This window comes from Muriicola jejuensis (assembly GCF_010671595.1).
Lineage (GTDB): Bacteria > Bacteroidota > Bacteroidia > Flavobacteriales > Flavobacteriaceae > Muriicola > Muriicola jejuensis.
Genome location: NZ_JAABOP010000001.1, coordinates 339,543 through 354,157, shown reverse-complemented (window position 1 = coordinate 354,157; position 14,615 = coordinate 339,543). Strand labels below are relative to the sequence as shown.

Genomic DNA, 14,615 nt, shown 5'->3' with positions numbered 1-14,615 from the left:
TATAGTATCACCAATAGCATTATGGCTAGACATCACGATAACACAGCAGTAAAGAGGTTTAACAAGATATCCATCGGTCTGGCTTCTCCTGAAGCCATCCTGGCGGAGTCGAGAGGAGAGGTCCTCAAGCCTGAGACGATCAACTACAGGACGCACAAACCGGAAAGGGATGGGTTGTTCTGTGAGCGTATCTTTGGTCCTGTAAAGGATTACGAATGCGCCTGCGGGAAGTACAAGAGGATCCGCTACCGCGGGATCGTGTGCGACCGTTGCGGGGTTGAGGTCACCGAGAAGAAAGTGCGAAGGGACCGCGTAGGGCATATCAACCTGGTCGTTCCCGTGGCCCACATCTGGTACTTCCGTTCCCTGCCCAATAAAATAGGATATTTGCTGGGCTTGCCGTCCAAGAAGCTGGATATGATCATCTATTACGAAAGGTATGTGGTGATCCAGCCGGGGGTCGCAAAAGGCCCTGAAGGAGAAGAGCTGGAGATGCTCGACTTCCTCACGGAAGAGGAGTACCTCAATATCCTGGAGACCATCCCGCCGGAAAACCAGTACCTGGAAGATTCTGACCCCAATAAGTTCATCGCCAAGATGGGAGCGGAATGTCTGATCGACCTCCTTTCAAGGATCGACCTCAAAGAACTTTCCTATGACCTGAGGCACAAGGCCAATACAGAAACCTCCAAACAGAGGAAGACTGAGGCTCTCAAAAGGCTGCAGGTAGTAGAAGCCCTGAGGGAATCTCAGGACAACCGTGAGAACAGGCCGGAGTGGATGATCATGAAGGTGATCCCCGTGATCCCACCTGAACTGAGGCCTTTGGTGCCATTGGATGGTGGTCGATTCGCGACCTCTGACCTCAATGACCTGTACAGAAGGGTGATCATCCGAAACAACCGACTCAAAAGGTTGATGGAGATCAAAGCCCCTGAAGTGATCCTCAGGAACGAAAAAAGGATGCTGCAGGAAGCTGTGGATTCCCTTTTCGACAATACCAGGAAGGCATCTGCCGTCAAAACAGAATCCAACAGGCCGCTGAAATCCCTCAGCGACTCCCTGAAAGGAAAACAGGGTAGGTTCCGCCAGAACCTGCTCGGAAAACGTGTGGATTATTCCGCCCGTTCCGTGATCGTCGTCGGTCCGGAAATGAGCCTGTACGAGTGCGGGTTACCCAAAGATATGGCCGCCGAACTCTACAAGCCTTTCGTGATCCGAAAACTGATCGAAAGGGGGATCGTGAAAACGGTAAAATCGGCTAAAAAGATCATAGATAAGAAAGAGCCCGTGGTATGGGATATCCTGGAGAACGTCCTCAAGGGACACCCGGTATTGCTAAACCGGGCCCCCACCCTTCACAGGTTGGGTATTCAGGCATTCCAGCCAAGACTGATCGAAGGTAAGGCGATCCGCCTGCACCCACTGGTGTGTACAGCATTTAACGCCGACTTCGACGGAGACCAGATGGCAGTTCACCTGCCGCTGGGTCCGGAGGCCATCCTGGAAGCACAGTTGTTGATGCTGGCTTCTCACAACATTCTGAACCCCGCCAATGGTTCGCCTATTACCGTACCTTCTCAGGACATGGTACTCGGGTTGTACTATATGACCAAGGAGCGTAAGTCTACCAAGGAAAGACCCGTAAGAGGGGAAGGCCTGACATTCTACTCCTACGAAGAGGTCGTTATCGCCTTTAACGAAGGCAAGGTGGAACTCAATGCCGGGATCAAGGTAAGGGCCAAGGATTTCAATGAAAAAGGAGAGCTGGTCAATCAGATCATAGAGACCACTGTGGGAAGGGTACTTTTCAACATGGTCGTGCCAGAAGAGGCCGGATATGTGAATGAGGTCCTGAACAAGAAGTCGCTCAGGGACATTATCGGAAAGATCCTTTCCGTGACGGACGTGCCAACTACGGCCGAGTTCCTGGACAAGATCAAGACGATGGGATACGAGTTCGCCTTCAAAGGCGGCTTGTCCTTCAGCCTCGGGGATATCATCATCCCGGAGGAGAAATACGATATGATTGCTGATGCCAACCAGCAGGTGGATGGTATCATGATGAATTATAATATGGGTCTGATCACCAATAACGAGCGTTACAATCAGGTGATCGATGTGTGGACCTCCACGAATGCCATGCTCACCGAGCTGGCCATGAAGCGGATCCGTGAAGACCAGCAGGGCTTCAACTCTGTATACATGATGCTCGACTCCGGTGCAAGGGGATCCAAGGAACAGATCCGTCAGCTTACGGGTATGCGCGGACTGATGGCAAAACCCAAGAAATCGACCGCAGGAGGTGGGGAGATCATCGAAAACCCCATCCTGTCGAACTTTAAAGAGGGATTGTCCATTCTGGAGTACTTTATCTCCACCCACGGTGCGCGTAAAGGATTGGCGGATACGGCCCTGAAAACGGCCGATGCGGGGTATCTTACCCGTAGGCTGGTAGACGTGTCACAAGACGTCATCATCAATATAGAGGACTGTGGAACACTCCGCGGCATCGAAGTTGAAAGCCTCAAGAAGAATGAAGAGGTGGTGGAAACCTTAGGGGAACGTATCCTGGGAAGGGTATCCCTGCACGACGTCTACAATCCTCTCACTGAGGAACTGATCCTCAGGGCAGGTCAGGAGATCATGGAAGCCGACGTGAAGAAGATAGAAGCCTCACCCATTGAAAAAGTGGAAGTGCGTTCTGCTCTTACCTGTGAGGCTCAGAAGGGTATCTGCGCCAAGTGTTATGGCCGTAACCTCGCTACCAACAAGATGGTACAAAGGGGTGAAGCCGTTGGTGTGGTAGCTGCCCAGTCTATCGGGGAACCCGGAACACAGCTTACACTGCGTACTTTCCACGTGGGAGGTATCGCTGGTAACATTTCCGAGGACAACAAGTTGGAGGCCAGATTCGACGGTAGGGCTGAGATCGAAGATCTGAGGACCGTAAAAGGAGAAAACAATGAGGGCAAACCCGTAGACATCGTGATCTCCAGGACCTCTGAGATCAAGATCGTGGATAACAAAACGGGGATTACCCTGAGTACAAACAATATCCCTTACGGTTCACAATTATTTGTGAAGAACGGTGCTAAGATCGAGAAAGGCCAGCTGATCTGTCAGTGGGATCCCTATAACGGGGTGATCGTTTCTGAATTCACCGGTAAGATCGTATATGAGAATATAGAGCAAGGAATAACCTACCAGGTAGAGATCGACGAGCAAACCGGCTTCCAGGAGAAGGTGATCACCGAATCCAGGAACAAGAGACTCATCCCGACCCTGTTGATCAAGAACAGCAAGGACGAGGTATTGAGGTCTTACAACCTGCCAGTTGGTTCCCACATCATGGTAGATAACGGGGAGAAGATCAAAGAAGGAAAGATCCTTGTGAAGATCCCACGTAAGTCGGCCAAGACCGGAGATATTACAGGAGGTCTGCCAAGGGTGACCGAATTGTTTGAAGCCCGTAACCCTTCCAACCCTGCCGTGGTCTCTGAGATCGACGGGGTGGTATCCTTCGGGAAGATCAAGAGGGGGAACCGTGAGATCATCATCGAATCCAAGTTGGGGGAACAGAAGAAGTACCTCGTAAAACTCTCCAACCAGATCCTGGTACAGGAGAACGACTACGTCAGAGCAGGAATGCCTCTGTCAGACGGATCTGTGACTCCGGAAGACATCCTCGCCATCAAAGGACCTTCTGCCGTACAGCAGTACCTGGTCAATGAGGTACAGGAAGTATACCGACTCCAGGGTGTGAAGATCAACGACAAGCATTTTGAGGTGGTCGTTAGGCAGATGATGAGGAAGGTAAGGATAGAGGATCCGGGAGATACGATCTTCCTTGAGAACCAGCTGGTCCACAAGGACGACTTTATCCAGGAAAATGACGAGATCTTCGGCAAGAAGGTCGTGGAAGACAAAGGGGACTCTGAAAACCTGAAAGCCGGACAGATCATTACTGCCCGCGAATTAAGAGACGAGAACTCCATCCTGAAAAGGGCTGATAAGGCACTGGTATCCGCACGCGATGCTATTGCCGCAACTGCCACCCCTGTACTCCAGGGGATCACCAGGGCCTCCCTCCAGACCAAGTCCTTCATCTCTGCGGCTTCCTTCCAGGAAACCACCAAGGTGTTGAACGAAGCGGCCGTAAGTGGCAAGATAGATGACCTCGAAGGTCTGAAGGAGAATGTGATCGTTGGACACAGGATCCCTGCAGGTACCGGAATGCGCGACTATGAATCCATCATCGTAGGCTCCAAACAGGAGTACGACGAGATCATGGCCCGCAAGGAAGAACTGAAATTCTGATAAAAAAAGCCCTCAACCTTCAGGTTGGGGGTTTTTTATTCAACCTAAAATCAAACTCATGGCGGAGAAAGAGAACAAACAGAAACAGATCAATATAGAGCTCGATGAGAAGACGGCGGAAGGGGTGTATTCCAACCTGGCCATCATCAACCATTCGGTCTCCGAATTCGTGATCGACTTTATAAGCCTTATGCCCGGAGCCCCCAAGGCCAAGGTAAAGAGCCGCATCGTACTCACCCCCCAGCACGCCAAGAAATTCCTCAAGGCGCTCAACGAGAACATAAGTCGTTTTGAAAAGGCGCACGGGACCATCAAGGATTACGAGCAACCGCCCATTCCGCTCAATTTCGGACCTACGGGCGAAGCATAAAGAACAAACCCATGGCGCAAGTCATGGGTTTTTTCTTTCTCAGGCGTTCAGTTTACATGGGTAAAAATGAAAAGCACATAAAACTTTGGGGGAAGGACCTGGACCTGTTTGGTTGTTCCTGTTTGTAGGTCAAAAAGGATTTCCAAGTCTTTACATCAATCGAACTCCGACGTAAAATGCAATTTTACCCTGGGGTATTTTTGCTGGGTCATCTGCAGTGAAAAAGCCGAATCTGCCAGAAAGACCAGCTGCCCCCTCTTGTCCTTTGCAAGGAATTTTTGCTTTACCCTCTTGAATTCTGCGAATTCCTCACTCTTGGGATCTTCCGGTTCTACCCAGCAGGCCTTGTGTACCGGGAAATTCTCATAAGTGCATTTGGCCCCGTATTCGTGTTCGAGCCTGTATTGTATCACCTCGTATTGCAGCGCCCCTACCGTACCGATCACCTTCCGGCCGTTCAACTCCAGGGTGAAAAGCTGGGCTACGCCTTCATCCATCAACTGGTCTATCCCTTTGTTCAATTGCTTGGCCTTCATGGGATCTGCGTTGTTGATATACCGGAAATGTTCCGGTGAGAAACTCGGGATCCCCTTGTAGTGGATGACCTCACCCTCTGTGAGCGTGTCGCCTATTTTGAAATTTCCCGTGTCGTGCAGACCCACAATGTCTCCCGGAAAAGAGATATCCACTACCTCCTTTTTTTCCGCGAAAAAGGCGTTTGGACTTGAAAATTTCAGGTTCTTCCCCTGCCTGACGTGCAGGTAGGGTTTATTGCGTTCAAAGGTCCCTGACACTACTTTCACAAAAGCCAGGCGGTCCCTGTGTTTTGGGTCCATGTTAGCGTGGATCTTAAATACAAAGCCCGTCATCTGTTTTTCGTCTGCCTTTACCACCCGCTCCTCTGCCTTTTTGTCGCGGGGAGGAGGTGCGATCTCAATAAAACAGTCGAGTAGTTCCCTCACCCCGAAATTATTCAGGGCCGACCCGAAGAAAACAGGTTGCTGGTTTCCCTCCAGGTATGCCTCCTTGCTGAAGTCGGGGTAGACCCCCGAGATGAGTTCCAGGTTCTCTCTCAGGGTTGCAGCGGCCTTGTTGCCGATGATCTTTTCCAGTTCCGGGTTGCTGAGGTCGTCAAAAGCGATGGTTTCCTCTATATTCTTTTTGCTGTCCCCGCTGAAGAGGTTGATATTCTTCTCGTAAATATTGTAGATCCCCTGGAAATCGTATCCCATCCCTATGGGAAAGCTCAGGGGTGTAACGGACAGACCCAGCTTCTGTTCCACCTCGTCCAGCAGGTCGAAGGCGTCCTTTCCCTCCCGGTCGAGCTTGTTGATAAACACGATCATGGGGATCTTGCGCATCCGGCAGACCTCGACGAGTTTCTCCGTTTGTTCCTCCACCCCTTTGGCCACGTCTATGACCACGATCACGCTGTCTACCGCTGTGAGGGTTCGGAAGGTATCTTCTGCAAAGTCCTTGTGCCCGGGGGTATCCAGGATGTTGATCTTCTTGTCCCTGTACAGGAAAGCCAGTACGGAAGTGGCCACGGAAATACCTCTTTGCCGTTCGATCTCCATAAAATCGCTGGTGGCCGATTTACGAATCTTGTTGTTCTTTACGGCTCCGGCTTCCTGAATGGCACCCCCGAAAAGCAGTAATTTCTCCGTCAGGGTGGTCTTCCCTGCATCGGGGTGGGAGATGATGCCGAAAGTCCGGCGTTTTGCGATTTCCTTTTTGAAATTCACTGTAAAAAATTTGTGCAAAAGTACGTGTTTTTATCCTATCGAAAACGTCGGACTTTGAATAGTATAAAGAGGATCACTGTCCTTTTTTTACTTAAACAGCCGTCCGGTCTTTCAGTGGAACATCAAATAATTGAAATTCTCTATTCTACAGAGTAAAGCACGCATTTGACGATAAAAAAGGTCGATAATCGATAGGTATCCCTTTAGCAGCAGATCAGTTTATCGATTTTTCAGGTCGGTCAAAGAGATGCGGGTTGGAAAGTGCGCAAACAATTTGAGGATCGCTGCGAATACCATATATTGCACGGTACTTTCAGACCCCCAAAGTCTTACCCCTTGTTCTTGCTACCCGCCATGGTGCTTAGTTCAAAAAGCTAACACATATGGAGAACATTACACTGTTGAAAACGAGGAAACTATTCCTCACTATACTCACTTTCATCCTTTGTCAACTTCTGTCGGCAATTACCCATGCGAATACCTCCATGGTAGCAGGTAAATTCATTGAGAATAAAGATACAGATGGAGATGGCGTAAGGGATTCTGACGAACAACGGGATGGAACAGATTCAAACGATCCCTGTGATTTTGTTCTTGCAAGCCAGACCCTACCCACGAGTGCGGCTTGGAATCTCGCAGATTGTGACGGCGATGGTGTGACCAATTACGACGAGATATGCGATAATACAGATCCCCTGGATCCCTGCTCCTTTGGTCCCAATCACATTACCGTAGAACAATGCGCAGACTACGTGATTTCTGACTGTGACGGGGATGGGGTTACCAATGGGGAAGAACATACTGACGGGACCGACCCATTTGATCCCTGTGACTTTGTCTTGGGCAGTCAGACCCTGGACCCTTCTTATGAATGGAATAACCTGGATTGCGACGGGGACGGAGTGACCAATGAAGACGAGGTAAACGACCAGACCGATCCCCTGGATCCCTGTTCCTTCAACCCGGAAAGCATTACTGTAGAACAATGTGGAGATTATGTGATCTCCGATTGTGACGGAGATGGGGTAACCAATGGAGATGAAGACCGAGACGGGACGGATCCGTTCGATTCCTGTGATTTTATCCTGGCCAGCCAGACCGTAGATCCCTCCTATGAGTGGAACAACTTGGATTGTGACGGGGATGGAGTGACCAACTCAGACGAGGTGGATGACCAGACCGATCCCCTGGATCCCTGTTCCTTCAACCCGGAAAGCATTACTGTAGAACAATGTGGAGATTATGTGATCTCCGATTGTGACGGAGATGGGGTAACCAATGGCGATGAAGACCGAGATGGGACGGATCCGTTCGACCCCTGTGATTTTATCCTGGCCAGCCAGACCGTAGATCCCTCCTATGAATGGAACAACCTGGATTGCGACGGGGATGGAGTGACCAACTCAGACGAGGTGGATGACCAAACTAATCCTCTGGATCCCTGCTCTTTCAACCCGGAAAGTATTACCGTAGCTCAAAGTGGTGACTACCTGCTGGCCGACTGTGACGGGGACGGAGTGACCAATGAGGATGAGAACAACGACGGCACCGATCCTTTGGATCCCTGCTCCTTTGTACTTGCAAGCCAGACCGTAACCCCTTCAGGGGAATGGGATAATCTGGACTGCGATGGAGATGGCGTGACCAACTCCGACGAAGTGGATGACCAGACCGATCCTCTGGATCCCTGCTCGTTTAATCCCGAAAGTATTACGGTAGCTCAGAGTGATGAATACCTGGCTTTGGATTGTGACGGAGACGGGGTGACAAACGGGGATGAAAATAACGATGGGACCGATCCTCAGGATCCCTGTTCCCTCCTTTTGACGAGTCAGACCCTCGATCCCTCAACTGCATGGGATGCGATTGACTGTGATGGGGACGGAAACCCCAATGGTGGAGATCCTAATCCCCTTGTGGCAACAGCTGTAGACGATGAAGGTGAAACCGCTGCTGAGACGGCCGTGACCATAAATATCCTTGCCAATGATGACTATCTACCAAATAACGATCCCAATAACCTGGGTACGACCCAAATTACTCAGATAGGTGGTTCGGCCACAGGTACTGTATCTTTTGATCCGGAGACCGGGGAGCTCACATACACCCCTGATATCACAGAATCGAATTCGACGGTGACCATCATTTATCAGGTATGTAATACAGACCCTGAACCCGATGTCTGTGCTTCCGCTACTGTAACCATTACCGTAGGTGCCAATGTGATAGACGCAGTGGACGACGACTTCAGCGCGAATCCCGTAGACGGGGTCACCGGAGGCGTAGTTCCGGACAGCAACGTTCTGGACAACGATACTTTGAATGGTGAACCGATCGATCCTGCCGATGTGGTGCTGACCAGCACCCCTACAGGTCCGCTTACCGTGAATCCTGATGGTACAGTAACCGTAGCACCCAATACAGGTGCCGGAACATACACTATCGAATATACTATCTGTGAGGTAGCCAACCCTACCAATTGCGATACAGGTTCTGTGACCGTGGTCGTGGATCCGGGTGCCAATGTGATAGACGCAGTGGATGACGACTTCAGCGCGAATCCCGTAGACGGGGTTGCCGGAGGCGTAGTTCCGGACAGCAATGTCCTGGATAACGATACTTTGAATGGTGAACCGATCGATCCTGCCGATGTGGTGCTGACCAGCACCCCTACAGGTCCGCTTACCGTGAATCCTGATGGTACAGTAACCGTAGCACCCAATACAGGTGCCGGAACGTACACTATCGAATATACTATCTGCGAGGTAGCCAACCCTACCAATTGCGATACGGGTTCTGTGACCGTAGTGGTGGATCCGGGTGCCAATGTGATAGACGCAGTGGATGACGACTTCAGTGCAAACCCCGTAGACGGGGTTGCCGGAGGCGTAGTTCCGGACAGCAATGTCCTGGATAACGACACCCTGAACGGAGAACCGATCGATCCTGCCGATGTGGTGCTGACCAGCACCCCTACAGGTCCGCTTACCGTAAATCCTGATGGTACGGTAACCGTAGCACCCAATACAGGTGCCGGAACATACACTATCGAATATACTATCTGCGAGGTGGCCAACCCTACTAATTGCGATACGGGTTCTGTGACCGTAGTGGTGGATCCGGGTGCCAATGTGATCGACGCAGTGGATGACGACTTCAGTGCCAACCCCGTAGACGGGGTTGCCGGAGGGGTAGTTCCGGACAGCAATGTCCTGGACAACGATACTTTGAATGGTGAACCGATCGATCCTGCCGATGTGGTGCTGACCAGCACCCCTACAGGTCCGCTTACCGTAAATCCTGACGGTACAGTAACCGTAGCACCCAATACAGGTGCCGGTACCTATACTATCGAATACACCATCTGCGAGGTAGCCAACCCTACCAATTGCGACACAGGCTCGGTGACCGTAGTGGTCGAGGGAGGTCCGAATATTGTTGTACTCAAAGTGGATACCTTTAATGATGAGAACAACGATGGCTATGCCCAGGCTGGAGAGACCATCAGCTATACCTTTACCGTGATCAATACAGGTACGGTGCCGTTGGGTAATATTACCATAACCGATCCGCTGGTAGAATTAGTGGGAGGTCCTTTGACCATTCTTGAGCCGGGAGAGACAGATAGTACTACTTTTACAGCTACCTATACGATTACACAGGCCGACATTGACGCCGGTAGTTTCCAGAATACAGCCACGGTTACGGCCTTTATTCCGGATAACGGACCCATCAGTACCCTTTCTGATGACCCTGACGACCCAACAGACAACGATAGTGACGGGGATGGAAATCCTGATGATCCAACGGTCACCGTGCTGAATGGTGCTCCCGGTATCGACGCTGTGGATGATGATTTCAGTGCCAATCCCGTAGACGGAACAACCGGGGGTGTGGTACCCAACAGCAATGTACTGGACAACGATACCCTGGACGGGGTTAGTGTGAATCCCGCTGATGTGGTGATCACCTCAACACCTACAGGTCCGCTTACCGTAAACACAGACGGCACGGTCAGTGTCGCTCCTGATACGGCCCCTGGTACATATACCATAGACTACACCATATGCGAGGTGGCCAATCCTCAGAATTGCGATACCGCAACCGTAACGGTGGAGGTAGGTGCGGGTCCGAATGTGATCGATGCGGTGGATGACGACTTTACGGCCGAGCCTGTGGATGGAACTACCGGTGGGGTAGTCGCCAACAGCAATGTGCTGGATAACGATACGCTGAACGGGGAACCCGTTAATCCTTCGGATGTCGTCATTACGTCTACACCTACAGGGCCGCTTACCGTGAATACGGACGGTACGGTCAGTGTGGCTCCGAATACAGATCCCGGTACCTATACTATAGACTACACGATCTGTGAGGTGGCCAATCCGGAGAATTGTGATACAGCCACCGTAACTGTGGAAGTGGGCATGGGCTCCAATATCATTGATGCTGTGGATGATGATTTCACTGGCGTAACCGTCGATGGAGATGCCGGAGGCCTGGTCGCAAACAGCAATGTCCTGGATAATGATACCCTGAACGGAGAAGCTGTCAATCCTTCGGATGTCGTTATTACGTCTACACCTACAGGTCCGCTTACCGTCAATCCGGATGGGACCGTGAGCGTCCAGCCCGGCACAGCGCCCGGCATCTATACCATTGAGTATACGATCTGTGAGATCGCGGATCCTGAGAATTGCGATACGGCCACTGTGACCGTCCTGGTCTCTGAGATCATTACGGACTTCAAGATCGAGGTAAACCAGATGGTAACTCCCAACGGGGATGGAAGGAACGACTTCCTGTTTATCCGCGATGTGGAATACGCAAGGAATAATACGCTGCGCATCTTTAACCGATGGGGAGTTGCGGTCTACGAGGGTGCCAACTACAACAACCAGAATAACGTTTTTGACGGCAGATCAAGAGGACGTTCCACGCTGAGTGTGAATGACTACCTGCCGGCAGGGGTTTATTTCTATATCTTTGAATACGATCTGGATCAGCAGAGGATCACGGATTCCGGTTACCTGTATTTGAGTAAATAACAGAAGAAAATGACTATGAGACTTTATAAAAATCCTTTTGTACTCTTATTTTGGGTAACGGCTCTTTGCGGTTCTCTCCAGGCACAACAGGATGCACAGTACACCCAGTACATGTACAATACCATGAGTGTGAACCCCGCCTATGCCGGATCGAGGGGGCAGCTCAGCATCGCGGCCATGTACAGGGCGCAGTGGGTGGGCCTGGACGGTGCTCCCAAAACCCAGACCCTGAACCTGCATTCCCCCATCAGGAACAGCAAGTTGGGATACGGGCTCTCCATTGTGAATGACAACATAGGGAACGGGGTGGTACAGGAGACCTATTTCGATGCGGTGGTTTCCTATACGCTCGATTTTGCGGACGACCGGAAACTCTCCTTTGGCCTCAAGGCCGGGGGGAATCTCCTGAATCTGGATTTCCAGCAATTGCGGAATTTTGACAACGAACCCATCAATGACGGGGCGGATATCACCAATAACTTTTCCCCCAACATCGGGTTCGGTCTTTATTATCACACCAACAGGTATTACCTGGGGCTTTCCGTACCCAACCTGCTGGAATCGGATTATTTTGACAATTCGCAGCGGGCGGCAAATACCGTGCAGTTCCAGTCGACCGAGCGAATGAACTTTTACCTGATCACGGGATATGTTTTCGATCTGAATTACAACTTCAAATTCAAACCTGCCTTCCTGATGAAGGCGGTAGGCGGGGCTCCATTGCAGCTCGATTTTTCCGGGACTTTCCTGCTGAACGACAAGTTTTCCTTTGGCGCGGCCTATCGCTGGGATGCGGCTGCCAGTGCACTTTTTGGCTTCCAGCTGTCTGATCAGCTGATGCTGGGACTTGCCTATGACCGGGAGATCACCGAACTGAGCGGTTCCCGTTTCAATGACGGTTCCTTTGAGGTCTTCCTGAGGTTCGAACTGGTGCGCTCTTTCCGCGGCCTGGTATCACCTAGATTCTTTTAATTATGCTCTCCATGACAAAGCGTTTACTGATCACCTGCATATTTTTCTCAGCGACCCTAGGCAGTATTTTTGCGCAGGGTGTGCCGGAAAAGAAAAAAGAAAAGTACACCTACACCATGTACACCAGGGTGTACCAGAAACGCCTGATGGAAAAGCCGGATAAGGTGAAGGATACAGTATTGATGAAACTGGCCGATTCCTATTATTTTATAGCAGATTACCAAAATGCCGCAAAGGTCTATGAGGTCCTGTATCAAAGGGCGGCTGAAAAACCGGAGTTCGAGGTTCCGGTTGAATACAATTTCAGGTATGGCCAGAGTCTGAAGGCCATCGGACGGGAAAAGGAGGCCAGGGAAAAACTTGCCACCTTCCTGGATGAATCCGGGGCGACGTCTGTGGTACAGACCACCCGGGTATACGAATTAAAGGACCTCAAACAGTATTTCAAGAACCTCAGAGACAGTGTGAACCTCACCTATTTCTCAGACTTCGCGCCGATCTTTTACAAAAAGGGGCTCCTGTTCTCCTCAGACCGGGATACGGGTAGTTTCCACCGTTACCGTCACAGCGGGACCAACAAGGACTTCCTGGACCTCTATCAGCTCGATTATGACGCGGATTCCCTTATGGTCATTACCAAGATAAATTTTGGGGGGAACGGGATCAATACACGGGAAGCGGAAACCACGGCGATCAAGGTGGATGAATCCACCGCCACATTTTCCCAGGATGGAAGGACCATGTATTTCACAGCCTCCAATTTCAGCGATGGGGAACTGGTCAAGGACTCCGACAATATCGTACGCCTGAAGATCTTTAAAGCAATTCTTGGAAACGAGGGGTGGATGATCACCGATGATTCCTGGTATCGAAATCCAAATGCAGATAAATCCTTCAATGCCGATGGGTATTCCTTCGCAAACCCCGCCCTGAGTCCGGACGGAACCAGGCTCTATTTTACCTCAGACATGCCGGGCACTAAAGGCTTGTCAGACCTTTTTGTGGTCCAGATGAATGAGACCGGGATCTCCGGAAGGATTGACAACCTGGGTGACCGGGTGAACACCCAGTTCAGGGAGAGCTTTCCCTTTGTAAGCAAGGAGGGAAAACTTTATTTTTCCTCAGACCGCCTGGGCGGGAAGGGCAGGATGGACGTGTATGCGGTCGACCTGAATGCAGAGGGCATGGTGGCTTCAGTTCCCGAAAACCTCGGGGAACCGGTCAATACGTCCTTTGACGATTTTTCCTTTATCTATGACAGCGATGGGGAATACGGATTTTTTGCTTCCAACAGGCCACGGACGGTGACCCTGGGGAGGAAAAATGTAGAGGATACTTCTGATAATATCTATGCCTTTACGGCCAAATGTATCAATCCAAAAGTGCTGACCGGTATTGTCCGCGACAGGACCACTCTGCTGCCCCTGTCCGGAACCACCATCAATATCATCGATGACAATAACGAGGTGATCGCCTCTACCTTTACCGACGAGGAGGGGGCTTATGAGGTGACCATAGACCGAAACAGGAACAATTTTGTGAGGGCTACGCGGGAAGGATATACCACGGTGGAGGAATACCTGGAGATAGACCCCTGTGAGCTGAGAATGGTGGATTTCTATATGGAGACCGATTGTGTGGACTACGGCACGGACCTCGCCAAATTGCTGGGCCTCGATCCCACCATCTTTTTTGATTTCGACAGATTTGAGATCCGGGACGACTATAAGGACGAACTCGATATCATTGTGGATGCCATGACCCTCTATCCCAGTCTGAGGATACAGGTGAATTCACATACGGATTCCAGGGGTCCCAATTCATATAACCAGCCACTGTCCGAACGCAGGGCCAAAGCCACGGTGGAATATATCATATCCAGGGGCATCTCCAGGGACAGGTTGAAATACGCCGGCTACGGGGAGACCAAACTGGTGAACGAATGTGCGGATGGGGTGAGATGTTCTGCTGCTGCACACCAGCAGAACCGCAGGTCCGAATTCCTGATCCTCTGTGAGGACGGGGAGAATTGCTGCTATTAATTAATACGAAAATTCTTACGTATTTCAGGTTTTACAAGTCCCGTGTTTTCTGGGATGATCGATTAACGGACACGCCTGAATTTTAATCCAAATCTGGATTGAGACTTCAATATTCGGG

At 50.8% G+C, this 14,615-nt stretch carries 6 protein-coding genes; 5 read left to right on the top strand and 1 reads right to left on the bottom strand.

The features are described from left to right. Nucleotides 1-21: 21 nt before the first annotated feature. Nucleotides 22-4,320 (top strand): DNA-directed RNA polymerase subunit beta', encoded by a 4,299-nt coding sequence (gene rpoC, locus GWK09_RS01560; RefSeq protein ID WP_163691258.1) that lies wholly within the window; start codon nt 22-24, stop codon nt 4,318-4,320. Nucleotides 4,321-4,378: 58 nt separating this feature from the next. Continuing rightward, nucleotides 4,379-4,690, top strand: coding sequence for a DUF3467 domain-containing protein (locus GWK09_RS01555; RefSeq protein WP_163691257.1), 312 nt, complete (start codon nt 4,379-4,381; stop codon nt 4,688-4,690). A gap of 155 nt (nt 4,691-4,845) precedes the next feature. On the opposite strand, the gene GWK09_RS01550 is transcribed toward GWK09_RS01555, so the two are convergent. Next, nucleotides 4,846-6,435: a peptide chain release factor 3 gene (locus GWK09_RS01550; RefSeq protein ID WP_163692475.1), complete on the bottom strand. Its 1,590-nt coding sequence runs from the start codon at nt 6,433-6,435 to the stop codon at nt 4,846-4,848. 383 nt (nt 6,436-6,818) lie between these two features. Here GWK09_RS01550 and GWK09_RS01545 point away from each other — a divergent pair, with 383 nt between their 5' ends. Genes GWK09_RS01545 through GWK09_RS01535 form a run of 3 tightly spaced genes read left to right on the top strand, consistent with a single transcriptional unit; the run spans nt 6,819 to nt 14,497 of the window. Further along, entirely contained in the window at nt 6,819-11,483 is a 4,665-nt protein-coding gene (locus GWK09_RS01545; RefSeq protein WP_163691256.1) for an Ig-like domain-containing protein, read from the top strand. Between the two features lie 15 nt (nt 11,484-11,498). Then, nucleotides 11,499-12,455, top strand: coding sequence for a PorP/SprF family type IX secretion system membrane protein (locus tag GWK09_RS01540; protein ID WP_239530538.1), 957 nt, complete (start codon nt 11,499-11,501; stop codon nt 12,453-12,455). 11 nt (nt 12,456-12,466) lie between these two features. After that, on the top strand, nt 12,467-14,497 hold the full coding sequence (locus GWK09_RS01535; RefSeq protein ID WP_163691254.1) for an OmpA family protein: 2,031 nt from the start codon (nt 12,467-12,469) through the stop codon (nt 14,495-14,497). Nucleotides 14,498-14,615 lie beyond the last annotated feature (118 nt).